The organism is Halobacillus mangrovi (assembly GCF_002097535.1).
In the GTDB taxonomy this organism is placed as follows: Bacteria; Bacillota; Bacilli; order Bacillales; family Halobacillaceae; genus Halobacillus; species Halobacillus mangrovi_A.
The window spans coordinates 1,522,211-1,546,334 of sequence record NZ_CP020772.1; the positions used below are offsets into that span (position 1 = coordinate 1,522,211).

25 protein-coding genes and 3 riboswitches are annotated in these 24,124 nt (G+C 41.0%); of the genes, 23 read left to right on the forward strand and 2 right to left on the reverse strand.

What is annotated here, in order from left to right; translation table 11 throughout:
- Positions 1-15: 15 nt before the first annotated feature.
- From HM131_RS07315 to HM131_RS07345, 7 genes are all read left to right on the forward strand, one after another.
- The gene (locus HM131_RS07315; RefSeq protein ID WP_085029138.1) at positions 16-1,191 is read left to right on the forward strand and encodes an acetyl-CoA C-acetyltransferase; all 1,176 of its coding nucleotides are present in this window, start codon (positions 16-18) and stop codon (positions 1,189-1,191) included.
- Between the two features lie 15 nt (positions 1,192-1,206).
- Positions 1,207-2,988 (forward strand): acyl-CoA dehydrogenase family protein, encoded by a 1,782-nt coding sequence (locus HM131_RS07320; RefSeq protein ID WP_085029139.1) that lies wholly within the window; start codon positions 1,207-1,209, stop codon positions 2,986-2,988.
- A gap of 207 nt (positions 2,989-3,195) precedes the next feature.
- The gene (locus HM131_RS07325; RefSeq protein WP_085029140.1) at positions 3,196-3,555 is read left to right on the forward strand and encodes an arsenate reductase family protein; all 360 of its coding nucleotides are present in this window, start codon (positions 3,196-3,198) and stop codon (positions 3,553-3,555) included.
- An 82-nt stretch (positions 3,556-3,637) separates the two neighbouring features.
- Positions 3,638-4,021, forward strand: a complete 384-nt coding sequence (gene gcvH, locus HM131_RS07330; RefSeq protein ID WP_085029141.1) for a glycine cleavage system protein GcvH — start codon at positions 3,638-3,640, stop codon at positions 4,019-4,021.
- 134 nt (positions 4,022-4,155) lie between these two features.
- Entirely contained in the window at positions 4,156-4,503 is a 348-nt protein-coding gene (locus HM131_RS07335) for a toprim domain-containing protein (RefSeq protein ID WP_085029142.1), read from the forward strand.
- Positions 4,504-4,513: 10 nt separating this feature from the next.
- On the forward strand, positions 4,514-4,828 hold the full coding sequence (locus tag HM131_RS07340) for a thioredoxin family protein (RefSeq protein WP_085029143.1): 315 nt from the start codon (positions 4,514-4,516) through the stop codon (positions 4,826-4,828).
- Positions 4,829-4,925: 97 nt separating this feature from the next.
- Positions 4,926-5,246 (forward strand): hypothetical protein, encoded by a 321-nt coding sequence (locus HM131_RS07345; protein ID WP_085029144.1) that lies wholly within the window; start codon positions 4,926-4,928, stop codon positions 5,244-5,246.
- On the opposite strand, the gene HM131_RS07350 is transcribed toward HM131_RS07345, so the two are convergent.
- A complete protein-coding gene (locus HM131_RS07350; RefSeq protein ID WP_085029145.1) occupies positions 5,239-5,655 on the reverse strand; it encodes a TlpA family protein disulfide reductase in 417 nt (138 codons plus the stop codon). The two genes, HM131_RS07345 and HM131_RS07350, sit on opposite strands and share 8 nt — an antisense overlap.
- A gap of 79 nt (positions 5,656-5,734) precedes the next feature.
- Positions 5,735-5,842, forward strand: a riboswitch (SAM riboswitch).
- Between the two features lie 174 nt (positions 5,843-6,016).
- A riboswitch (SAM riboswitch) is annotated at positions 6,017-6,126 on the forward strand.
- A gap of 73 nt (positions 6,127-6,199) precedes the next feature.
- Between HM131_RS07350 and HM131_RS07355 the strand changes: the two genes are divergently transcribed.
- From HM131_RS07355 to sufB, 10 genes are all read left to right on the forward strand, one after another.
- Positions 6,200-7,225, forward strand: coding sequence for a methionine ABC transporter ATP-binding protein (locus HM131_RS07355; protein WP_085029146.1), 1,026 nt, complete (start codon positions 6,200-6,202; stop codon positions 7,223-7,225).
- Positions 7,218-7,886, forward strand: coding sequence for a methionine ABC transporter permease (locus HM131_RS07360; RefSeq protein ID WP_085029147.1), 669 nt, complete (start codon positions 7,218-7,220; stop codon positions 7,884-7,886). Before HM131_RS07355 ends, HM131_RS07360 begins: the two co-directional genes overlap by 8 nt.
- A 26-nt stretch (positions 7,887-7,912) precedes the next feature.
- On the forward strand, positions 7,913-8,767 hold the full coding sequence (locus tag HM131_RS07365; protein WP_085029148.1) for a MetQ/NlpA family ABC transporter substrate-binding protein: 855 nt from the start codon (positions 7,913-7,915) through the stop codon (positions 8,765-8,767).
- A gap of 67 nt (positions 8,768-8,834) precedes the next feature.
- Complete coding sequence (locus HM131_RS07370; protein WP_157130778.1) at positions 8,835-9,200, forward strand: carboxymuconolactone decarboxylase family protein; 366 nt, start codon at positions 8,835-8,837, stop codon at positions 9,198-9,200.
- A gap of 197 nt (positions 9,201-9,397) precedes the next feature.
- Positions 9,398-9,568 carry a YuzK family famiily protein gene (locus HM131_RS20595; RefSeq protein ID WP_157130779.1) on the forward strand — a complete coding sequence of 57 codons (171 nt, stop codon included), beginning with the start codon at positions 9,398-9,400 and terminating at the stop codon, positions 9,566-9,568.
- Between the two features lie 242 nt (positions 9,569-9,810).
- Positions 9,811-10,596: a Fe-S cluster assembly ATPase SufC gene (gene sufC / locus HM131_RS07375; RefSeq protein WP_085029150.1), complete on the forward strand. Its 786-nt coding sequence runs from the start codon at positions 9,811-9,813 to the stop codon at positions 10,594-10,596.
- Positions 10,597-10,615: 19 nt separating this feature from the next.
- A complete protein-coding gene (gene sufD / locus HM131_RS07380; protein WP_085029151.1) occupies positions 10,616-11,923 on the forward strand; it encodes a Fe-S cluster assembly protein SufD in 1,308 nt (435 codons plus the stop codon).
- The gene (locus tag HM131_RS07385; protein WP_085029152.1) at positions 11,923-13,143 is read left to right on the forward strand and encodes a cysteine desulfurase; all 1,221 of its coding nucleotides are present in this window, start codon (positions 11,923-11,925) and stop codon (positions 13,141-13,143) included. The genes sufD and HM131_RS07385 overlap by 1 nt, the downstream gene beginning before the upstream one ends.
- Positions 13,133-13,576 carry a Fe-S cluster assembly sulfur transfer protein SufU gene (gene sufU / locus HM131_RS07390; RefSeq protein WP_085029153.1) on the forward strand — a complete coding sequence of 148 codons (444 nt, stop codon included), beginning with the start codon at positions 13,133-13,135 and terminating at the stop codon, positions 13,574-13,576. The genes HM131_RS07385 and sufU overlap by 11 nt, the downstream gene beginning before the upstream one ends.
- A gap of 33 nt (positions 13,577-13,609) precedes the next feature.
- Positions 13,610-15,007, forward strand: a complete 1,398-nt coding sequence (sufB, locus tag HM131_RS07395) for a Fe-S cluster assembly protein SufB (protein WP_085029154.1) — start codon at positions 13,610-13,612, stop codon at positions 15,005-15,007.
- Between the two features lie 668 nt (positions 15,008-15,675).
- Here sufB and HM131_RS07400 read toward each other — a convergent pair.
- The gene (locus HM131_RS07400; RefSeq protein ID WP_085029155.1) at positions 15,676-16,896 is read right to left on the reverse strand and encodes a CHAD domain-containing protein; all 1,221 of its coding nucleotides are present in this window, start codon (positions 16,894-16,896) and stop codon (positions 15,676-15,678) included.
- A gap of 226 nt (positions 16,897-17,122) precedes the next feature.
- Between HM131_RS07400 and HM131_RS07405 the strand changes: the two genes are divergently transcribed.
- The 6 genes from HM131_RS07405 (at position 17,123) to HM131_RS07430 (ending at position 24,101) form a co-directional block, all read left to right on the forward strand.
- Positions 17,123-17,938, forward strand: a complete 816-nt coding sequence (locus HM131_RS07405; protein ID WP_085031857.1) for a sulfite exporter TauE/SafE family protein — start codon at positions 17,123-17,125, stop codon at positions 17,936-17,938.
- 12 nt (positions 17,939-17,950) lie between these two features.
- Positions 17,951-19,342: a bifunctional metallophosphatase/5'-nucleotidase gene (locus HM131_RS07410; RefSeq protein ID WP_198162737.1), complete on the forward strand. Its 1,392-nt coding sequence runs from the start codon at positions 17,951-17,953 to the stop codon at positions 19,340-19,342.
- A 198-nt stretch (positions 19,343-19,540) separates the two neighbouring features.
- On the forward strand, positions 19,541-20,311 hold the full coding sequence (gene yunB / locus HM131_RS07415; RefSeq protein WP_085029157.1) for a sporulation protein YunB: 771 nt from the start codon (positions 19,541-19,543) through the stop codon (positions 20,309-20,311).
- 54 nt (positions 20,312-20,365) lie between these two features.
- Positions 20,366-20,551: riboswitch (Lysine riboswitch) on the forward strand.
- Positions 20,552-20,688: 137 nt separating this feature from the next.
- Positions 20,689-22,242, forward strand: a complete 1,554-nt coding sequence (locus HM131_RS07420; protein ID WP_085029158.1) for a Na+/H+ antiporter NhaC family protein — start codon at positions 20,689-20,691, stop codon at positions 22,240-22,242.
- A 226-nt stretch (positions 22,243-22,468) separates the two neighbouring features.
- Entirely contained in the window at positions 22,469-23,995 is a 1,527-nt protein-coding gene (locus HM131_RS07425; RefSeq protein WP_085029159.1) for a sodium-dependent transporter, read from the forward strand.
- Between the two features lies 1 nt (position 23,996).
- A complete protein-coding gene (locus tag HM131_RS07430) occupies positions 23,997-24,101 on the forward strand; it encodes a methionine/alanine import family NSS transporter small subunit (protein ID WP_085029160.1) in 105 nt (34 codons plus the stop codon).
- Positions 24,102-24,124: the final 23 nt, after the last annotated feature.

The window sequence follows — 24,124 nt, forward strand, 5'->3', positions numbered from 1 at the left end:
GAAGGGGGAAGGAACGTGAAAGAAGCAGTCATTGTAGCAGGAGCTCGGACACCTGTCGGGCGTGCCAAAAAGGGTTCGCTTGCTCAAACTCGTCCAGATGATCTTGCAGCATTAACCATAAAAGAAACACTGAAGCGCGCTAAAAATTATGAAGGAAATATCGATGATGTCATTATCGGCTGTGCGATGCCAGAAGCAGAGCAGGGGATGAATATGGCACGGAACATATGTGGTTTAGCAGGTCTCCATCATAAAGTTCCAGCCATTACGATAAATCGCTATTGTTCTTCTGGACTTCAAAGCATTGCTTATGCGGCAGAGAAAATCATGCTTGGCCACAGTAATGCCGCTATAGCAGGCGGAGCGGAATCTATGAGCTTAATTCCTATGGGAGGTCATGTAATTAAACCGAATATTAGCCTGGTTGAACATGCACCTGAATATTATATGTCCATGGGGCATACAGCTGAAGAGGTTGCGAAGCGGTTCGAAATATCGAGAGAAGATCAGGATGCTTTTGCTGTTCAAAGCCATGAGCGAGCTGCTCGTGCTATTAAAGAAGGGAAATTTGAGGATGAGATCGTCCCTGTGGAAGTTACAGACCGCTCCTTGGGAGATGACAACAAAGTGAAGGAAAGTAGCTTTACTTTTTCCATGGACGAAGGTGTACGTCCAGGTACGACAACGGATGTATTAGCTAAATTAAAGCCAGCTTTCTCCACGAAAGGTTCAGTAACAGCAGGAAACTCTTCTCAAATGAGTGATGGAGCTGCATCTGTGCTCGTTATGGACAGAGAAAAAGCCGAAGCCGAAGGATTGACTCCTTTAGTAAAATTCCGATCTTTCGCTGTAGCCGGTGTTGAGCCTGAAATCATGGGAGTCGGACCGATTGAAGCAGTACCTAAGGCTTTGAAGCTTGCAGGATTAAGCCTGTCGGATATTGGACTATTCGAACTGAATGAGGCGTTTGCTTCACAATCATTAAGGGTGATTAGAGAGCTTGGTCTTGACCCGGATAAAGTGAATGTAAATGGCGGAGCTATCGCTTTAGGCCACCCGCTCGGATGTACAGGGGCAAAGCTGACTTTAAGTTTGATACATGAAATGAAACGAAGAAACGAGCAGTTTGGTGTGGTAACCATGTGTATTGGTGGAGGTATGGGAGCTGCTGGAGTTTTCGAGCTAATTTAAGAGGAGGAACAATAAATGAGTGAATTAAAAGAAATGATTAAAGGTGGAGGATTCATTGTAGAGGACTTGGCTGCCTCTGATATTATCACACCGGAAGATTTCACAGACGAACATTTAATGATTGCCAAGACTGCTGAGGATTTCGTTTTAGGTGAGGTCGTACCGAAGATTGAGAACCTGGAAAATCATGAATTTGAACATTCTGTTGCTTTGCTGAAAAAAGCAGGTGAGTTAGGGCTGCTTGGAGCAGACGTTCCTGAAGAATATGGCGGTTTACAGTTAGATAAAATCAGTTCCTCATTGATTACAGAGAAATTTTCTAGAGCGGGTGGATTTTCAGTTACACATGGTGCCCATGTTGGAATTGGATCCCTTCCTATAGTATTTTTCGGTAATGAAGAGCAAAAGCGGAAGTACTTGCCGGTTCTAGCTACAGGTGAAAAGATTGCAGCCTACGCTCTGACAGAACCAGGCTCAGGTTCAGACGCTCTTGGTGCAAAAACCACAGCTAAATTAAATGAAGCTGGCACGCATTACGTCTTAAACGGGGAGAAACAGTGGATAACAAACTCTGCTTTTGCTGATGTGTTTGTGGTGTATGCTAAAATCGATGGCGATAAGTTCACTGCTTTTATTGTAGAACGTGATTACCCTGGAGTTTCTACTGGACCTGAAGAGAAGAAAATGGGAATTAAGAGTTCCTCGACTCGTACGCTTGTCCTCGAAGACGCTGAAGTGCCAGTAGAAAATGTTCTTGGAGAAATTGGACGTGGGCACGTCATCGCCTTTAACATCCTTAATGTGGGCCGATACAAGCTGGCCATTGGCGGAGTAGGAGGAGCAAAGCGTGCTGTTGAACTCTCTGTTAAATACGCAAAAGAGCGAAAACAATTTAAGACACCTATTGCAAGCTTCCCTCTGATTCAAGAAAAGATTGCATCTGTAGCAGCCAATACCTATGCCAATGAGAGCGCAGTATACCGAACTGTCGGCCTGTTTGAACAAAGTATGGGTAAACTTTCAGAAGAAGAGCTGAAAGATGGGGCGGCGGTAGCTAAAGTTATCGCTGAATACGCGATCGAATGTTCATTGAATAAAGTGTTTGGTACAGAATTGCTTGATTTTGCAGCTGATGAAGCCGTTCAAATTCACGGCGGTTACGGGTTTATGTCCGAATATGAAGTAGAGCGTATCTATCGTGACTCCAGAATTAACCGTATCTTTGAAGGAACAAATGAAATTAACCGTATGATTGTACCAGGCACCCTTTTGAAAAAAGCGATGAAAGGCGAGCTGCCTTTACTTCAAAAAGCACAGGCCCTTCAGGAAGAGATCATGACGATGATGCCTGAAGAGCCAGGGATTGAAACTTTGGAGCAGGAGAAATACTTGCTTAAGAACGCGAAGAAAATCGGATTGCTTGCTGCCGGTTTAGCTGCGCAAAAATATGGTGAGAAGCTTGAAAATGAACAAGAACTTCTTGTGAATATTGCAGATATGGTAGGAGAAATCTACAATATGGAGTCTGCAATTCTCCGTACGGATAAGGCGATTCAAAAATCCGGTGAAGAAAAGAACAAACAGAAGTTACTTTATACTCAAGTGTACACCCAAGAAGCATTTAACCGTATTGAAGCACATGCGAAAGAAACATTGATTGCGGCTGAATCAGGGGACTCTCTACGTATGATGCTCGGAGCTTTACGTAAGTTAACTCGTCACACTCCAATAAACGTCATTGCTAAAAAACGTGAAATTGCTGCTCGTTTAATTGAAGCAGAAAAATATACAGTTTAATATCTAATTTCATGTTCCCAAGCCCCCACTTCGAAATTTTCGAAGTGGGGGCTTTTATTGTGTGCAAGGTTAAGAAGGATGATCATTAATAATAGAAAGTAGTTTTATAAAAAAAGGCAATTATTATTTCAAACTCGATTAATCAATGAAAAATCTATCTTTAGTATGGTAAAATAAAAATCAACAACGACAAAGGAGGGTAAGAGCTTGACTGTGACCTTCTATTGGTACCCGAACTGCGGGACATGTAAAAAAGCGAAGAAGTGGCTGGAAGAGGAAGGCGTGAATTATAACTCTGTACATATTGTCAACGAGCCTCCTTCTCAGGCAGAATTGAAATCACTCATTGAAAAGAGTGAACTTGCTGCTCGAAAGTTTTTTAATACGAGCGGAAAAAAGTATAGAGAATTGAATATGAAGGAAAAGCTAAAAGAGGCATCAGAGGATGAGATGGTTGGATGGCTTGCTTCAGACGGCATGCTGATCAAGCGTCCGATCGTTACTGATGGCCAAAATGTTACCGTAGGATTTAAATCGGAAACATTCGAAAAAACCTGGAAAGCATGAGCAGAACGTTGGAAATAAAAGCATTCAGCTTTTATGTTAATAATTGTTGCTAAATACTAATTTCTATTGTGGAGGGATTGCAATGAGTCTACCAAAAGATCTACGTTATTCTGAAGAGCACGAATGGGTAAAAGAAGAGGGAGAAAAAGTCCGTATCGGGATTACAGATTTCGCTCAGTCAGAACTTGGTGATATCGTTTTTGTTGAGTTGCCGGAGGTTGGCGAAGAGCTAGAAGCGGATGAACCATTCGGTAGTGTAGAATCTGTTAAAACTGTATCTGAGCTTTATGCACCAGTAAGTGGTAAAGTTGTGGAAATTAACGAGGAGCTAGAGGACAGCCCTGAATTCGTTAATGAATCTCCATACGACAAAGCTTGGATGGTTGTTGTAGAACCAAGCGATGCTTCTCAGATGGATGAACTGATGACTCCAGAACAATACGAAGAAATGATTAATGAGGATTAATCGATAACTTACAATTTTTTGTACAGACAGGGGCTACATAAGATTCCTTGTCTGACATGATCGTGTATCATATTAATCATGTTCAGACCATGTCCCTTAGACATGGTCTGTTTTCATATAGTGGGTGATAGGAAATGGATAGAGAGCGAATTGTCATTGTTGAAGGAATCACAGATAAGAAAAAGCTCAAAAAGGTATTGGATGAGGATATTGAAATCATCTGCACCCATGGCACTCTTGGTGTTGAACGAATGGAAGAGCTAATTTTTGATTTCAACTTAGATGATCGCACCGTTTACATTCTGGTAGATGAAGACGACTCAGGAAATAAGTTGAGAAAACAATTGACAGAGGAACTTCCTCATGCAGAGCACATTTACATTGATAAAGCGTTTAGAGAGGTGGCCGCTACGCCAGAGCCGGAATTAGCAAGAGCCCTTTTAAGCAGGCACTTCAGCGTAAAGCCGATCTACTTGATTTAGGAGGACCAACTTGGAAGAACTAGAACAAAAAACGATTGAAGCCACATTACAGGACGAAGCGTTAGCCCTTATTTTCGTTCATAGTCCTTTTTGCGGAACGTGCCATTTAGCACGACAAATGCTGACAACTATTGAAGCGACATTTGGTCAGGAGATATTTTGGGAATTCAATGCCTCTTTGCATCCCGATCTTATGAAGAAATATCAAATAGAAAGTGTCCCATGTCTGCTCGTAACCGAAAAGAGCAGGTTAATCGAAAAGGTTTATGCTTTTCATTCTGTCACAAACATGTATGAGAAAGTCTCAAATTATGTAAAAGAATAATCGAATGACCCGGGAAATGACGAACGATTCTTCGCTTCATGAGAAGGGTTGACTCCTCCTTTTAAAGAATTCTAATACAGTAAAAGGAGGAGTTTTTATGATCGATTTTATTTATGAATGGGTAGAGAACGTCAATCATCGATATGACCTGTTGCCTACTTGGCGTGAACGGAAACTGAACGTTGAAGTACAAGTTGGTCAGCATCAAGTTTGTTTATTTATCGATCATTCAGGGGTTCATTTAAAAGCAACACAAGAAGGTCAAGGGAGTCTGGTGCTGCAATCATCTACCAGTGTTATGGAAGAACTGTTTACAGGAACCAAAAAACTGACCTCCCTCCCCGAAACGATGATTAACGTGAAGGGAGCTTATCGGAACGTCTTATTTATGGAATCTTTACTTTTACTTTCTAGATGAGTTTTCCAATGGATTTTACAATTTCTAAAAAGGAAGCTTTGTCACCAAATTGATCGTACACGTTTCCTTGCTGATCAATAATCGTCGTAGTGGGGACACCTTCACACTCATATAGGTTATAAATTTCCCGGTCTCTGTCTTTCAAGGTAGGCTGTGTCAGAAATTCGTCAGCATACTGAACGCCTTTTTCTTCTTCTCTTTCTCTGCCTGATACATTGATGGTCAGCATCTTCACCTTATCATGATCCATCGTTTTATAAAGCTGCTCTTTTTTGGGGAGGTCCGAACCGCAGTCGGGACACCAGGAAACCCAAAACGTGAGAACGATCACTTTTCCAATATCTTCATCTAGCTGGTAAGATTCTTCGTTATGAATATAAGGTAGTTCAAATAGTGGTGCTTTTTTCAACTTTATACTCTCCTCTATTTTTTGTTGACGTATAGGTAGTACAATGCTAACATATTTAATAATTTCATATCGACATCTTCACTTATCCAGAGTGGCGGAGGGACTGGCCCTTTGATGCCCAGCAACCGGCTCCATATGAGCACGGTGCTAATTCCTGCAAAGCGATTATCGCTTTGATAGATGAGAAGAGGTAAAAGCGGAAATCTCTTCTTAATAGAAGGGATTTTTTTGTTGCCTGTTTCTTTTTTATGAAAGTAGTTAATTTTCTGCTTTTTTAGTTGACACAAATTTTTGGCGGTGATACAATCCTTTTTGTACTGCTTAAGTGAGTTAAAGTGATAATAATTTAATATACTAAAATCTCTTATCCAGAGTGGCGGAGGGACTGGCCCGATGATGCCCGGCAACCAACGAACGTCCTGTTCGAGAAGGTGCCAATTCCTGCAGAGCGTAAGCCCTGGCAGATGAGAGAACAGATTTTCATTGGATACATACGCCTTTCTGTTCTCTGAACCAGAAAGGCGTTTTTTTATGGAGGGACAACATGATTACAATCAAAGGCTTATCCAAAGTATTTCATACAAAAGATAAACAGGTAACTGCTGTAGATAACCTCGATCTTTCAATAAAAAAAGGGGAAATCTACGGTGTGATCGGATACAGTGGTGCCGGTAAAAGTACGTTTATAAGGTTATTGAATCGACTGGAAGATCCTACGGACGGTAAGGTGACCATCAATGATCAGGAACTGACCTCCCTGAGAAAAGGGAAGTTGAGAGTAGCGCGTCAGGAAATTGGGATGATTTTTCAGCACTTCAACTTACTTTGGTCTAGAACCGTTCATGATAATATCGCTTTTCCTCTGGAAATTGCCGGTACACCAAAAGCAGAAAGGCAAAAAAGAGTCGATGAATTAATAGACTTGGTGGGATTAAGCGGTCGTGGAAATTCATATCCTTCTCAGCTTAGTGGAGGGCAAAAACAGAGAGTAGGTATTGCTCGTGCTTTAGCAAATAACCCTAAAGTGCTTCTTTGCGACGAAGCAACCTCCGCTCTTGACCCTGAGACGACAGATTCAATTTTGGATCTGCTTGTAGATATCAACGAAAAATTAGGGCTGACTATAGTTCTGATCACTCATGAAATGCACGTTATTCGCAAAATTTGTCACCAGGTGGCAGTTATGGAAGAAGGGAAGATCGTCGAGCAGGGAGATGTTCTAGATGTTTTCCTTCATCCAAAACAGCAAGTGACGAAGAAATTCGTTGATCAGGTTATGGGAGATCCAGAAAAAGAACACTCCCTGGGACTTATAAAAGACAATTATAAGAGTGGGGAGATCGTAAGACTACACTTCGTTGGTGACAGTGCGAACCAAGCATTGATTAGTGATCTATCTAGAAAGTTTGAACTAGATGTCAACATTTTGCATGGTAAGATCACTCAAACGCAAAAAGGTGCCTATGGAACCATGTTTGTTCAACTTGAAGGTACTAAAGAAGAAATTAACCGGGCGATCCAGTACATCAAAGAAACGTCAGTAGAAGTGGAGGTGAACCCGAATGTTTAATCAATGGTTTCCGAATGTAAGTGTGGAAGACATGATTACGGCTACAAATGAAACATTATATATGACTTTAGTTTCTGTAGCAGGAACATTTATTATCGGGCTGTTCCTTGGGTTGCTGCTCTTTTTGTCTGGTCCAGGAGGGCTTTGGCAGAACAAGGTTTTAAATATGATTACAGCATCGGTTGTTAACGTGTTCCGTGCGATTCCTTTCATTATATTAATTTTACTATTATTCCCATTCACTGACTTCTTAATGGGAACCATCCGTGGTCCAAAAGCAGCGTTACCCGCTCTTATTATCGGGGGAGCCCCATTCTATGCTCGTTTAGTTGAGATCGCCCTGAAAGAGGTAAACAAAGGGGTGGTAGAAGCGGCGAAAGCAATGGGGGCAAAATACTCAACCATTATCTTTAAAGTACTGCTTCCGGAATCGATGCCAGCCTTAATATCAGGAATCACAGTGACGGCGATCGCTTTGATCGGCTACACAGCAGTTGCAGGAGCTATTGGGGCTGGTGGTTTAGGTGACTTTGCTTATTTCTACGGGTTTCAGCGTAGTAACTGGGATGTTGTATTTATTTGTACTATTCTAATCATCATTATTGTGTTCATTTTCCAATTCCTCGGAGATCTTATTACCCGTAAATTGGATAAAAGATAAATATAAAATAAAGGGAGAGTTTTAAAATGAAAAAATTATGGACAGCCGCATTGGCCTTATTATTTGTACTTGTACTCGCTGCATGTGGGTCTTCTGAAGAAAATGCATCAGGTTCTGAAGAAAGCAGCGGAGAGGAAAGCTCTGAGATTAAAGTAGGAGCAACAAGTGTTCCTCATGCTGAAGTATTGGAACAAGCAAAACCTATTCTTGAAGAAGAAGGAATTACCTTGAAGATTGAAGAATATCAGGACTACATTCTTCCGAATAAAGATTTGGCTGAAGGACGTATAGATGCAAACTACTTTCAAACCATTCCTTATTTAGAGCTGCAAGAAGAAGAGAATGACTATGACTTTGCAAATCTTGGCGGTATTCATATTGAACCAATTGGAGTTTACTCTCAAAAGTATGACAATCTTGAAGATATTGAAGAAGGCACAACACTAGTCATGAGCCGTTCTGTTTCAACACATGGCCGTGTTCTTTCCTTGTTAGAAAAAGAAGGGCTTATTAAGCTGGATGAGAGTGTTGAAAAAGTAGACGCAACGGTTGATGATATTGTAGAAAATCCGAAGAACCTTGAATTTGATACAGGCGTAGATGCTGCTAACCTACCTGAAGTTTATAAACGTGAGGAAGAGGTGCTTGCTGCAATTAATACAAACTATGCTATTGAAGCAGGGCTTTCCCCTCAGGAAGATGCGATCATTCTTGAAGGCACTGATTCTCCTTATGTAAATGTGGTAGCAGCTCAAAGTAAAGATAAAGATTCCGAAGCACTAAATAAGCTAGTAGAGGTTCTTCGTTCTGAAGAAATTCAAACTTTCATTAAAGAAGAATATGATGGAGCAGTTGTACCTGTAGAAGGAGCATCTGAATAAGCGGATAAAATAGGTGATTGCGGTTTATACTAACCGCAGTCACTTATTTTTTTTGGAGGTTATGATGATGCCAGAACAAGAAATGAATTGGACACAAGCTTATCTGCATGATTATAAGGAAGGAATGGGAATATTTTCAGAACGCATGCCTGAAGTCTCCCATCAGTTTAGTCAATTTTCCGAAGCCTGCTTCAAAGAAGGAGAACTATCCAAGAAGCAAAAACAATTAATGGCATTAGGAATTAGTATCGTAGCTCAAGATGAATATTGCATGATTTATCACACGAAGGGGTGTGTAGATCAAGGGGCTAGTGAAAAAGAAGTATTAGAGGCATGTGGTGTAGCGGCAGCTTTTGGCGGGGGAGCTGCTCTCAGTCAGGCTGTTACTCTAGTGCAAGAAGCTTACGCAGATCTTACGACAAACTTGAATTAATTGAATAGTTAGAAAAAAGAAGCAAATCGATGGTATTAACTATATGATGAAGAATCAAACGCTTACATGAATGAAATTCATTTGAAAATACTCATTTCCAGGTTTATTTACAATTTGTTCCGGGTAATTGTTTTATGATAATCTGAATTGTGTAAATAATCTGAAAGGGTGGATTCGTTATTAGTGACGATCTGAATTTGAATTATACTGCTGAGATGGATAAAGCCATGCACAAAGCGCATAACATGAGTTATGCGGAGTACAGCAGAAAGTTAGATACCCGATTAAAAGTGGAAGAAAAACGTCAACGCGAATTCGAACAAAGTCAAAAAATGTTTGCAGAAGTAGAACGCCAATTGCATAAATAAAGATCGAATCAGGTAACCTTTAGTTACCTGATTTTTTCATGTTATAATGACATAGAATTTGTATATAATTTTGTTGGAAAAGCTCGAAGAATGTAGGAGTTTGAGCGGTTTTGTATCAATAGTAAAAAGTTGATATCAATTTCTATATGATATAAGATTGTAATGAGAATAAATTGAGAATGGTTCTTTGATCCATATTCAACCAGCAAAATTCCTAATAATAGATACTGGAGGTATTAACTATGGCAGGATCAACTTTAGAAATTAAAGATCTTCACGTAGAGATCGAGGGTCAAGAAATCCTAAAAGGTGTTAATCTTACAATCAACGGCGGTGAATTCCACGCTGTTATGGGACCTAACGGAACAGGTAAATCTACTTTGGCTTCCGCAATCATGGGTCACCCTAAATATGAAGTAACAAAAGGCGAAATCTTGCTTGATGGCGAGAACGTTCTTGAAATGGAAGTAGACGAGCGTGCACAAGCTGGACTATTCCTTGCTATGCAATACCCTAGTGAAATCAGTGGAGTCACAAACTCTGACTTCCTTCGCTCAGCAATCAATGCTCAACGTGAAGAAGGCGATGAAATCTCCCTGATGAAATTCATTAAAGATATGGATTCTAAGATGGACACGTTAGACATGGACAAAAACATGGCGCAGCGTTACTTGAACGAAGGCTTCTCCGGCGGTGAGAAGAAACGTAATGAAATTTTGCAATTGATGATGATTCAACCAGCTATCGCAATCCTTGACGAGATCGACTCCGGTCTTGATATTGATGCGCTGAAAGTCGTTTCCAAAGGGATCAACGAGATGCGTAACGACGCATTCGGCTGCCTAATCATTACACACTATCAGCGTCTTCTTAACTACATCACTCCAGACAATGTACACGTGATGATGCAAGGGCGTGTAGTTAAATCTGGCGGACCTGAACTTGCTCAACGTCTTGAAGAAGAAGGTTATGAGTGGATTAAAGAAGAGCTAGGAATTGAAGATGAGACGGTAGGACAAAAAGCGTAATCAAGATAGGAGGGTTAACATGACAGTAGAAGTCACACTACCATACGATAAAGAGTATGTTACTCAATTTTCCCAAGGCCAACAAGAGCCTGAATGGATGACAAACCTTCGTCTTAGCGCCTTGGAAAAATCTGAATCTCTGCCGCTTCCTAAACCGGATAAAACGAATATCCAAAAATGGAACTTCACAGAGTTCAATCATCAGGTTAAAGGAGAAGCCATTGATTCTTTAGACTCCTTACCAGTTGAAATTCAGGACTTTTTAGATAAAGAGAAAGAACAGCAGAATCTTGTAATTCAGCGGAATCATACTGTTGCTTACGGAACCATCGACCAGAAGCTGAAAGATCAAGGTGTGATCTTTACTGATATCGGCACAGCGCTTCGTGAGCACGGTGAGTTGGTAGAAAAATATTATATGAACGATGCGGTACACATGGACGAGCATCGTCTTACAGCCCTCCATGCGGCATTAATGAATGGTGGTATTTTCCTATACGTGCCAAAAAACGTACAAATTGAAGAGCCGATTCAAGCAATCTTCTGGCAGGAAGATCCACAGGCATCTTTAATCAACCATATTCTCGTTGTGGCAGAAGAAAACAGTTCAGTAACGTATGTAGAGAACTACATCTCTCATAATAAAGAAGAGAAAACTTCAGCTAACATCATTACAGAAGTAATCGCTAAAGATGGAGCGAAAGTTTCATTCGGAGCTGTTGACAACTTCGAAGCTGGTACAACCGTTTACACGAATCGTCGCGGTGTTGCCTATCGTGACGCGGTCATCGAATGGGCGCTTGGCCAAATGAATGAAGGTAACACGGTTTCTGAAAATATCACTCACTTGATCGGTGATAATTCTCATTCCAATGCTAAAACAGTTGCGATCGGAAGAGGAACTCAGAAACAAAACTTTACAGCGAATATCACTCATTTCGGTAAAGGTTCTGACGGATATATCCTTCAGCATGGTGTCATGAAAGATAAAGCATCTGCCATTTTTAATGGAATTGGTAAAATCGAGCACGGTGCATCTAAATCTAATGCTGAACAAGAATCTCGGGTGTTAATGCTAAGTAAGGACGCTCGAGGTGATGCTAACCCGATTCTTCTCATTGATGAGGATGATGTAACAGCAGGACACGCGGCTTCCGTAGGACGAGTAGACCCGATTCAGCTTTACTATCTGATGAGCCGAGGAATATCTAAATTTGAAGCAGAGCGCTTGATCATTCACGGATTCTTAGCGCCTGTTGTTAAACAATTACCTGTGGAGGCTGTTAAACGTCAGCTTACACAAGTAATTGAAAGGAAAGTATATTAATGGACGTAAAAGCGGTACGTGATCAGTTCCCGATTCTGCATCAGGAAGTGAACGGACATCCGCTCGTCTATCTTGATTCCTCAGCAACTTCTCAAAAACCGATTCAGGTAATTGAGAAGCTGGATGAATATTACCGTGGTTACAATTCAAACGTTCACCGTGGAGTCCATACGCTGGGAACAAAAGCGACGGATGAATATGAAGGCGCACGTGAAAAAGTAAGACGCTTTATTAGTGCTTCAAGCACTCAAGAAGTCATTTTCACACGCGGGACGACCACAGCTATCAATACGGTCGCTGCAAGCTATGGACGAACGAACCTTGGAGAAGGTGATGAAGTCGTCATTACTCCAATGGAACACCATAGTAATATCATTCCTTGGCAACAAGTAGCGAAAGAGACAGGTGCTACTTTAAAATATATGCCATTACAGCCGGATGGCACGATTAGTCTTGAGGATGCAAGGGAAACGATTACTGAACGCACAAAAATAGTCGCTATCATGCACGTTTCTAACGTTTTAGGTACAATTAACCCAGTGAAAGAGATAGCACAAATCGCACACCAGCATGGGGCTGTCATGCTTGTTGATGGTGCTCAAAGTGCGCCGCACATGAGGATTGATGTTCAGGATTTAGATGCAGATTTTTATGCTTTTTCTGGACACAAAATGTGCGGGCCAACAGGTATCGGTGTACTCTATGGAAAGAAATCACTTCTTAGAGACATGGAACCAGTAGAATTCGGTGGAGAAATGATCGATTTTGTAAACTGGTATGACTCGACCTGGAAAGAGCTGCCTTGGAAATTTGAAGGCGGGACCCCGATTATTGCTGGAGCTGTCGGCTTAGGTGCAGCTATTGATTTCTTAACGGAAATCGGTCTGGATGACATTAAAGCTCATGAACAGAAACTGGCAGACTACGCTCAAGAACAAATGAAGAAAATAGATGGAATGACGATCTATGGACCAAACGAACGGGCAGGATTAGTGACATTCAATTTATCAGATGTCCACCCTCATGATTTAGCTACAGTACTTGATGCAGAGGGCATTGCTGTCAGGGCTGGACATCACTGTGCACAGCCTCTCATGAGATGGCTAGAGGTGTCAGCAACCGCGAGAGCCAGTTTTTATCTTTACAATACAGAAGAAGAGATTGACCGACTTGTTGAAGGATTACAAACAACAAAGGAGTATTTTGGCGATGTCTTTTAATAACTTAGATACGCTGTATCGCCAAGTCATCATGGATCATTACAAAAACCCAAGAAACCGCGGGTCAATCGAAGGCGATCATATGACCGTCGATATGAACAACCCGACATGCGGAGACAGGATCCAGCTTCAGTTGCAAGTGGATGATGGCATCGTTAAAGATGCTAAATTCGATGGTGAAGGCTGTTCGATCAGTTTATCTTCAGCCTCCATGATGACTCAGGCTATCAAGGGAAAACCAATAGATGAAGCACTGAAAATGTCCGAAATCTTCTCAGATTTGATGCAAGGTAAAGAAGTGGATGAAGAAGATATCGATCTTGGGGATATTGAAGCACTTCAAGGAGTTTCGAAATTCCCAGCACGAATCAAATGCGCTACGCTAGCGTGGAAGGCGATGGAAAAAGGTGTCGATGAGGAGAAGCAGGATTAAACCTGCTTCAATACCAAAAGGAGGTATATTATCATGGCTAAAAAAGCGCCAGAAGTCGGAGAGTACCAATATGGGTTCCATGAGAAAGATGTTTCGATCTTCCGTACCCAAAAAGGTTTAACGAAAGAAGTAGTTGAACAGATCTCCAATTATAAAGAGGAACCTAAGTGGATGCTTGACTTCCGTCTTAAGTCTCTAGAGCAGTTTTATAAAATGCCAATGCCTCAATGGGGCGGCGATTTGTCCGAATTAAACTTTGATGATATTACGTATTACGTGAAGCCTTCTGAACGTTCTGAGCGTTCTTGGGACGAGGTTCCAGAAGAAATTAAGAATACCTTTGATCGTCTTGGAATTCCAGAAGCGGAGCAAAAATACCTTGCCGGTGTTTCCGCTCAGTATGAATCCGAGGTTGTTTATCACAATATGGAGAAAGACCTTGAAGAATTAGGTGTTATCTTTAAAGATACAGACTCAGCTCTAAAAGAGAATGAAGATATCTTTAAAGAATACTTCGGTAAAGTGATTCCTCCATCTGATAACAAATTCGCAGCGTTGAACTCTGCAGTATGGTCCGGAGGCTCCTTCATTTATGTGCCGAAAGACACGAAGGTAGAAACACCACTGCAAGCGTACTTCCGTATTAACTCTGAAAATATGGGGCAGTTCGAGCGTACGTTAATCATTGCAGACGAAGGATCTTCTGTACACTATGTAGAGGGTTGTACAGCACCTACGTACTCTTCAAGCTCTCTACACAGTGCGGTAGTAGAAATCTTTGTGAAAGATAACGCTTATTGTCGTTATACAACGATCCAGAACTGGGCAAACAACGTTTATAACCTGGTTACAAAACGTGCGGTAGCTGAGTCTAACGCAACGATGGAATGGGTTGATGGTAACCTTGGATCCAAGCTTACGATGAAGTATCCTGCTGTTCTCCTTAAAGGTGAAGGAGCACGAGGAATGACTCTATCCATCGCACTTGCCGGTAAAGGCCAGCACCAGGATGCAGGAGCCAAAATGCACCACTTGGCGCCAAATACGTCCTCAACGATCGTTTCTAAATCCATCTCTAAACATGGTGGTAAAGTAACGTATCGTGGTATTGTCCAATTTGGACGAAAAGCTGAAGGTGCTCGTTCCAACGTTGAATGTGATACGTTGATTATGGATAACGAGTCTACTTCAGATACGATTCCTTATAACGAAATCATGAATGAGAACATCTCTCTAGAGCACGAAGCGAAAGTTTCTAAAGTCTCTGAAGAGCAATTGTTCTATCTAATGAGTCGAGGCATCTCTGAAGAAGAGGCGACTGAAATGATCGTCATGGGCTTCATCGAGCCATTCACAAAAGAGCTGCCAATGGAATATGCCGTAGAAATGAACCGTCTGATCAAATTCGAAATGGAAGGTTCTATTGGTTAAAAAAAATTAGACCCTTATCCCAACAATGCTTGGGATAAGGGTTTTTATTTCTATTAACTCACGTTAGGTTTTATTAGGGGAATTATTCAACTATATGGCAGGATAGTGAAAGAATTGTTTTAGGGCTGTTTAAAAGTTTCCGTTGTCATAGATAGAACTAGGAGGATCATTCGCATGTGCTAAGTCTCCTCAGACTACGTCTTCCGGGGTCTCACCTATCATGGTCATCCCACAGGAGTCTCACAATTTCTCGGACCTCCTTCGTTTATGAGAAGTACGGAAGCATATCGGGTTCACTATTCTAACCCTTATTAATACACGCTTAAGATATTAAAAAGTCCTTCTGTGACGCCAGTAAATAGTATGAATATTAGAAATCTCCTGAAAGCCGGATGCTTTCATATTTCGATGAGTTCGCTCATTACTTAATGAGTGGGTGGATGGAAAACGTCGAGACTCCCGCGGGAGAAGGAGCTAGGCGAGACCCCACAAGGAGCATAGCGACTGAGGAGGCTTGCCAGTCCCCCCCCCCCCGCAGGAAAGCGAGTCGTTTTCCATTCACCCCTTCCCTTTAAATCGTAACGGACCCTTTTGAAGCAATGAAAAGCCCCTCCTTCATCTTAAAGCAGGGGCTTACTCATGCGCATATATCTAATAACAACAGAGAACTAGTGCTTGGTGTGTGGAAGACTTTCTTCCAGGTTTAGTTCATCCATAAGGTTGGACAATTCATCCAGCAACAATTGATAAATCGCTTTAGTATGCTTTTTCTTACTATCAATATTTTCACGGTATTTATTAAACATCTCGAGCCAATCCTTTAGGTCGTTAATTTCACCTAACTGTCTCTGGAACGACTTAAAATACTTTGCTTCTTGCTTGTAATCAGATGCATAAATTTCGTGAAGGGCATTATGAATGTATCTGATTTTTTTAGAAATAATTCGAACGGAGTGTAAGGCATCTAAGGTATGTTTATCATTATGATCCTGTTTTGAAGACAATTCTAAATACTTTTCAACGGCTTGAGCAAATCCGTTTTCGAAATCCTGGATCCTCTCTTCCACTAGTAGAGGCAGCACATAATAGCGAATTTCCTGATCTTTAAAATGCTTCCATTGCTCTACAAACGTTTCATTGATAATTTTCGGAAGCTTACTTTTAAGATTCTTGTGATGTTTAATCTTTTTCTTTCCTGCCTGATCACTGAGCTGGCGATAAACTTCCTCATACTGCTCCTTAGAAGTTTTCTCTGCACGTTCTTTGAACTCGTCCATAAACACCTCGCTCTCTCTTACTTTGCCTAAGCGTTTATGAGCAGCATTTAAACGATCCAATAATGGATGGTTGGTGACCTGGATAAACTCCATCAGAGCACGGATCTTACGTCCATTGACACGAGCCTGATGCACACTTTCCTCATCTTCTTGTTCAAGGGAAAGTTCACAATACTCCAGGTAACTACTAACTAACCCCTGCATGTATACCCTCCAGCGGTTTACCACTTGTTCATTACCCTCTCCAAGACAATCTTCACAAACGAATGCTTTTTTAACGGATACCAGAGTATCTGAGGATCCGCAAATTTCACACACTTGAACTTCGTCTTGCCAGACCGCATAGTCATGATCTGTCGTAATATCAATTTTCTTTTCTTGATTCCAATCCAATTCATTCTTATAATTGGCGGGAATAAGTAAGCGCCCCTGGCTGTCCAGCGCCTTAAATGCTTCGTTTTCCTCAGTAGTTTTAGAAAGCTTAAGTTCTTTTTTGAGACTTAAAGGTCCAAGCTTAAGATTTTTGTTAGAAAATTCTACCTGGTTTCTTATTTCCTTAGGAATTACCAGCCTGCCCCTATGATCGATCTGTCTTATATAATGATCACTCATAACTTAACGCCTACCTTTTAATAGCTTATATTATTGGTAATTCCCAAAGATAAGTCATTTCTAACAGGTGATTTCAGGTGCGAGCACGTCATACTATTCTAGTTTTGTTGAAGTACACGGTCCAAAGCATTTATTTGCCATAGAATCTTAACAGAAGCTCGGATGTTTTAAGAATACAAAACGTGATACTATAATATTATCTATAAAGAGATAAAGGATGTTTCAAATGATCATCATCACGATGTTCGTCATAGGATTATTAACAGCATTGATTGGAAGCATCGCAGGATTAGGCGGCGGTGTAATTTTAGTACCTTCTTTATTATTTTTAGGTGATCATTTCGATTCTTTTGATTGGGTCACTCCTCAATCCATTGTCGGCGTATCATTAGTCGTCATGATTTTTACAGGCATGTCTTCCGCAATTTCATACATGAGGCATAAGCGAGTAGATAAAAAAGTGGGGATTATTTTTTTGATAGGAAGTGTACCTGGGGGGATATTAGGTTCGTGGTTGAATCAATATTTTAAGACAGATAGCTTCTCACTATTCTTCGGTATTGTGATGATCCTTGTGTCATTACTGTTCTTCCTCCCGAGAAAGAGTTCAGATTCTCCGCTCTTCCAAAAGGGCTTAATGAGAGAAAAGGTTCTTGATGGAGAAACCTATACCTATCAGATGCCGATAACCATTGGTTTATTGTTATCGTTTGCTGTAGGGATGCTTTCAGGTTTACTTGGTATCGGCGGCGGATCACTGATGGTGCCTGCGATGATCCTGCTCTTTCAAATCCCCCCTCATATAGCGACAGCTACTTCGATGTTCATGATCTTTTTTGCTAGCATATCCAGCTCAGCGACTCATGTCATTATGGGGCATGTGGAATGGGCTTATACACTTTATTTTATTCCTGGAGCCTATCTAGGAGGCAGCTTAGGGGCGTGGATCAACCGTAGACTTCATGGACAAGCCGTAGAGTGGTTTTTAAGAGTCCTGCTGATCTTAATCGGTATCCGCTTAATATGGCAAGGGATCGGATAAGGAGACTTGATGATGAAGGAAAAACTTTTTATATATTATACAAGTGATTTACATAGTCATTTCGAAAATTGGCCACAAATTGTTGGCTATTTCAATGAACAAAAAGAAAAGCATAACAGAAAAGGGGAAAGTTTTTGGCTAGTGGATAACGGAGATCATGTAGACCGCTTTCATCCTATTGCTGAAGGTTTAATGGGAAAGGGAAACGTTACGCTTATGAATAAAGCGGGGTATCACGTGGCAAACTTGGGCAATAATGAGGGGATCACTTTATCCAGTGAAGATCTCTATACGTTGTATGATCATGCTGAGTTTGATGTGGTTTGTGCTAATCTGCAATATGGGGAACAGCCTCAACCTTCATGGTTAAAGCCGTATGAGGTTATCACATCAAAACATGGAACAAAAGTAGGTGTCATTGGTTTAACAGCCCCGTTTAAGACGTTTTATGAACAAATAGGATGGGAGGTCTCTTCACCTTTCGACGTTCTGGATCACATTCTGGATAAGGTAAGAGAGGAAACAGATATTGTTGTCCTTTTATCCCATTTAGGTATTAATGATGATGAAGAAATTGCTCGCCAATATAAAGGAATTGATGTGATTATTGGCGGACATACTCATCACTTGTTTCAAAACGGCGAATATATGAATGAATCCTTACTAACCGCAGCAGGAAAACATGGAACTCATTTAGGTGAAGTCCTGCTCGTTTGGAATCATGAGAGTGGCAAATTGGAAAGAAAAGAAGCGTATGCGGTTCCTACAGAAAACCTTAAAAAGAATGAAGAAGTCACGAGAGAAGTCAAAGGTATGAGGGAACAAGCTGTGTCACAATTGCGAACTCCAGTGACCTATTTGAATAAACCTCTCTACATTGCCTGGTTCCAAGAGACTGATTTGATGCAGCGACTGACAAGAGAATTACAAACATGGACGCAGGCGGACTTGGCTATGTTAAATGCAGGGGTTCTTTTAGATCATTTAGGTGAGGGTGAAATAACTTTCGAAGATGTCCACCGAATTTGTCCTCACCCTATGAATCCTTGTAAAGTAGAACTTTCAGGAGATGAGATTCTAGAAGTGATCCGAGTCGCGCACACGAAAAAGTTGACTGAAATACGTTTGAAAGGCTTTGGATTCAGAGGTGAAGTTATAGGAAAAATGATTTTTACTGGAGTCGAGATTCAAGTTAAAGAAGGTAAGGATGGTGAAAAGCACGTTCGGAGTGTCACGTTGAATGGGGAACCGATCGATCACGAGCGAATGTACACGCTGGCAACGGCTGACACCTTCACATTTGGACGTTTGTTTCCTGAAATCGCCTATGCTTCCAAAAAGAAATATTATATGCCTGAGCTGTTAAGAGATGTTCTAACGAAAGCTTTGAAATCACCTCATTGATATGAGGTGATTTTTTATATGGTAATTACTAAATAAGTTTGTGTGGCCCAAGGCACTTCCACTTTAGTTCTGAAGTAAGTAGTAAACAATTGCTGTGAAATGATAAAAACGTAATTTCCTGTAAGTATCTTCAAGTTTATAAGTTCATGCCTAAACCCTTAAAAGCTGGCATATAGTTAGGTCAGGAGGGGTTGTTTTATGTCCAAGAAGAAAGCCACCCATGGACCCTCAATCGGAAAAAGAATCGTCCTGACTTTACTATTATTCTTATTATTCACTGCATTGAGTCTATGGTTTATAAACCGAGGAATTACCCCAGCTCTTATCGGAATCGCAGAAACAAAAACACAACAATTAGCAAGGGATGCGATCAATGAAGCAGTTAATAAGCAGATTGCAGAAGACTTACAGTTTAATGACCTGGTGAAAATGGAAAAAGATACAGATGGAAACATCGTTTATATGGGGTGGAATTCGGTGGTAGTAAACAGGGTTTTGCGGAATACGACTTACCGAGTTCAAAGCTTTTTGAAGCGAATGGAGCTGAATGAACTGCCAATGGAAGACACGTCTTTAGAACCTGATATAGATCCTGAGATGACTCAGGAAGATTTGGGAGAACAACCGGCGACACTGATTGAAATTCCTGTAGGTCAGGCGACGAACAACACAATATTAGCAAACCTCGGTCCTAAGGTGCCTGTGCAGTTAAGAGTCATTGGGGATGTACAATCAAATTTCCAAAGTGAAATAACGGAGTATGGAATTAATGCTGCTCTTTTTCAACTATCTATACACATTGAAGTTAATGTAAGAATTGTTATTCCATTTTCTACAGAGACGACGACGGTTGAAACCGATATCCCTATTGATACGGCGACAATTTTAGGAGAAGTCCCGAATTTCTATGGAGGAATGGGAGAAGGTGGAGATCCATCATTTTCCTATCCAATGGATCCCTTGCAATAATCCTTGTTAGCTGATAAAATGACTAAGAATTTAATATGCGTGACCTTATCAGATCGGTGAGGTAGAGGTGCGATCATCAAGAGTATTCAATGGAAGCCATGACAAGCCAAGATCATTGAAGAAAGGGGTGATTGCCGAAGACTGTGGTTGAGAGTCAATCAATCTTAGTCTGGTGTAATCTCTTAAGAGGGGAGACACTGTCATGCATGCTTTTTGGGTGCATGGAGCGCTACTGATCGAAATGGAGGATAATCGAATTGCCACTTGAGCAATGATGGATTATTTTCTATCATTGTCTTTTTTTATTCCTCAATTTTTCCCACAGTAGCCTTCCAACAATCCCGTATTACATCTAAAGAATTACGGAGGGGAACTTTATGGAAGGAACGATCTATTCTTTAATTCCAGCAGTACTTATGCTTTTGCTTGTATTATTTACAAGAAAAGTAATATTATCCCTAGGTATAGGGATAATTGTCGGTGCATTTATGCTTACGCAAATGGATATAGGTGCCGGACTATCCTTAATATGGTCATTATTTGCGACGATTTTCGTCAGTGATGGGACATTGAACACGGGCAACTTGTACCTTTTGACATTTCTATTTCTTCTAGGGATTACGACAGCTTTTATGACTGCCTCAGGGGGAAGTCAAGCATTTGGAAAGTGGGCCGTTGAAAGAATTCGTACTAGAAAAGGTGCGAAGCTTATTCCTGCCATCTTAGGTATTATTATCTTTATTGACGATTATTTCAATGCCCTTGCTGTCGGTCAGGTTGCAAGGCCTGTGACAGATCGATATAAGATTTCAAGAGCGAAGCTTGCTTATTATATCGACTCGACTTCGGCGCCTGTTACCGTCATATCGCCTATCTCAAGCTGGGGTGCTTATATTATCGGTACAATCGGAAGCATCTTAGCAGCAAATGAAATCACGAATTATCAAGCTTTAGAAGCATTCGTGCGGATGATTCCAGCAAACTTCTATGTGTTTGCTGCCTTACTTCTTGTGTTTTTAACCATATTCTTAAAACTTGATATCGGTCCTATGAGGAATCATGAAAGTCGAGCTATAAAGACAGGTCATTTGACAAATCCAGAAAAAGGCGACGTCCCGGGAGATTTAAATGATGAATTTAAGAGCCATAACAACGGTAAAATTTCTCATCTAATCCTGCCGATTGTAGCCTTAGTTCTCGGAACTGTTTCCTCAATGGTAGTGACTGGGATCAATAACACAGAAGGAGCAGTAGACCTACTAGCCATCTTTGCAAATACCAATGTGAACGTCTCCTTGTTCATTGGAGGAATCGCGGCCGTTGTCGTTGCTGCAGCACTTTACATTGGACAGGCGAAACCGAAGTCTTCGATGTCACATGTATTCTTTGAAGGCTTCAAAGCGATGCTGCCTGCTATCTACATTCTAATATTTGCGTGGATGATTGGAGATATCATCGGTCAATTGCAAACAGGTGAATTTCTTGCCCAACAATTCAGCCAGGCGAATATCGATACAGCCTTTTTCCCTTTATTAATCTTTATTATCTCCGGATTTATGGCGCTCTCTACAGGAACGTCATGGGGGACTTTTGGAATCATGCTTCCTATTGCAGGAGAAATCGCTGCGGTAACAGAACCAGCTCTTATTTTGCCAGCTCTATCTGCTGTACTCGCAGGTTCAGTATTTGGCGATCATTGCTCACCAATTTCAGATACTACGATTCTTTCTTCAACAGGAGCTGGATCTAATCATATTGACCACGTTCTAACACAGCTTCCTTATGCCGGAATAGCTGCAGGAGCTGCTTCCATTGGCTACATTTTGCTGGGGTTAACCGGTGGAGTCTGGCTGCCATTACTAATTACTTTGGTGATTGTAGCAGTTATAGGTATTTTGATTCATACCTTTACCCCATCACATGAAGCATAAAAATAATAATTTAAACGTAAGGATAAGCACAAAAGCCTGTGCTTATCCTTTTTTTTCTATTTTTGCTAAATTCTAAATATTTTAAAATTATTTTGACAAGCCTGTATTGGATGGTTATAATTTAAGCAGAAATAATCAGAAAAAAATAAAAATTAAGAAACATCCCTCGAAAGCATGATTTATGCTTTTCATTTTGAGGGCTGAAAAATAAAGGGAGGTCTTACACATGGAAAAACGTGCACAATGGGGGACGAGGGCCGGGTTTATCCTGGCAGCGGTCGGCTCAGCAATCGGGCTAGGCAATATATGGCGTTTCCCTTCAGTAGCTTATGAAAATGGTGGAGGCGCATTCTTCATTCCATATCTATTCGCTCTATTAACAGCGGGTATACCATTACTGGTTATGGAATTCACATTAGGTCATAAATATCGTGGATCAGCACCGCTATCATTTTTCCGTATGAATAAGAAAACAGAATGGCTTGGCTGGTGGGCTGTACTGGTATCATTTGTTATTTCAACTTATTACGCCGTCATTATTGCCTGGGCAATTTCTTACAGTATTTTCGCCTTCAATCTATCTTGGGGACAAGACACGGAAAGCTTCTTGTTTAGTGATTATTTGAACTTATCCGTAGATCCTGGTCAGGCAGGAAGCTTAGTGCCTGGTGTCTTGATTCCGCTTATTGCTGTTTGGTTAATCACTTTGGGAGTTCTATTCAAAGGAGTTAAGAAAGGGATTGAGGCAGCAAACAAGATATTCATTCCAACTCTAGTCGTATTATTCTTGATCATTGTAATCAGAGCCATTACCTTACCTGGTGCAGCAGAAGGTCTTCAAACATTCTTTGCACCTAACTTTGAAACCATTACTTCAGGTAGTGTATGGGTAGCGGCATATGGACAGATTTTCTTCAGTCTATCGATTGCCTTTGCAATCATGATTACGTATTCCAGTTATCTTCCGAAAAAATCTGATATTACCAATAACGCTTTCATCACAGGTTTTAGTAACTCAAGTTTTGAACTGCTGGCAGGTATTGGAGTATTCGGTGCTTTAGGATTCATGGCATCTCAAAGCGGAGTTCCAGTAGAAGATGTCGTTAGCGGAGGAGTGGGTCTTGCATTTGTGGTCTTCCCGCAGATTATCAACGAATTTCCAGCTTTAAATGGGCTATTTGGGTTCCTATTCTTCTTATCTCTAGTCTTGGCAGGATTGTCATCGTTAATTTCTATTTCAGAAACTTACGTGGCTGCAATAAGCGAGAAATTTGGACTGTCAAGAACAGCGGCAGTTGGATTAGGTGGCGGCCTTGCTGCAATCATATCCCTGCTATTCGCTACCCAAGGCGGTTTGTATTTCTTAGATAATGCCGATTATTTTATTAACCAATTCGGCGTGGCGTTTGTTGGTTTAGTTGAGGTTATCGTCATCGCCTGGTTCGTGCGTAACCTTAACGATTTCCAGACACACGCGAATGGCATTTCTGATCTGCATTTAGGCGGTTGGTGGAAGATTTGTCTTGGAGTCATTACCCCAATCGTTCTTGGATACATGATGTTCGATTTATTCAAGACAAATATACTCGGACAGTTTGAAACGGAGTCTGGAAACTATGCTGGGTATGGAGATACCTTCATCTTATTCGGTGGTTGGGCTGTAGCTGCATTTGCTATTGTAGTAGGATTCCTGATGACATTGAAACGCTGGGATTCTAAAGCCCTTAATGAATCTCACAAGGAGGTAGGATGATATGACAGCAAGTGCTATATTAATGATGATTATTGGGATTGTTGTAATTTGGGGAGGACTTGTTGCGAGCATCATGAACGCAGTGAAGAAATCCAAACAATCATAAAGATATGAAAAAATGGCGTCGCA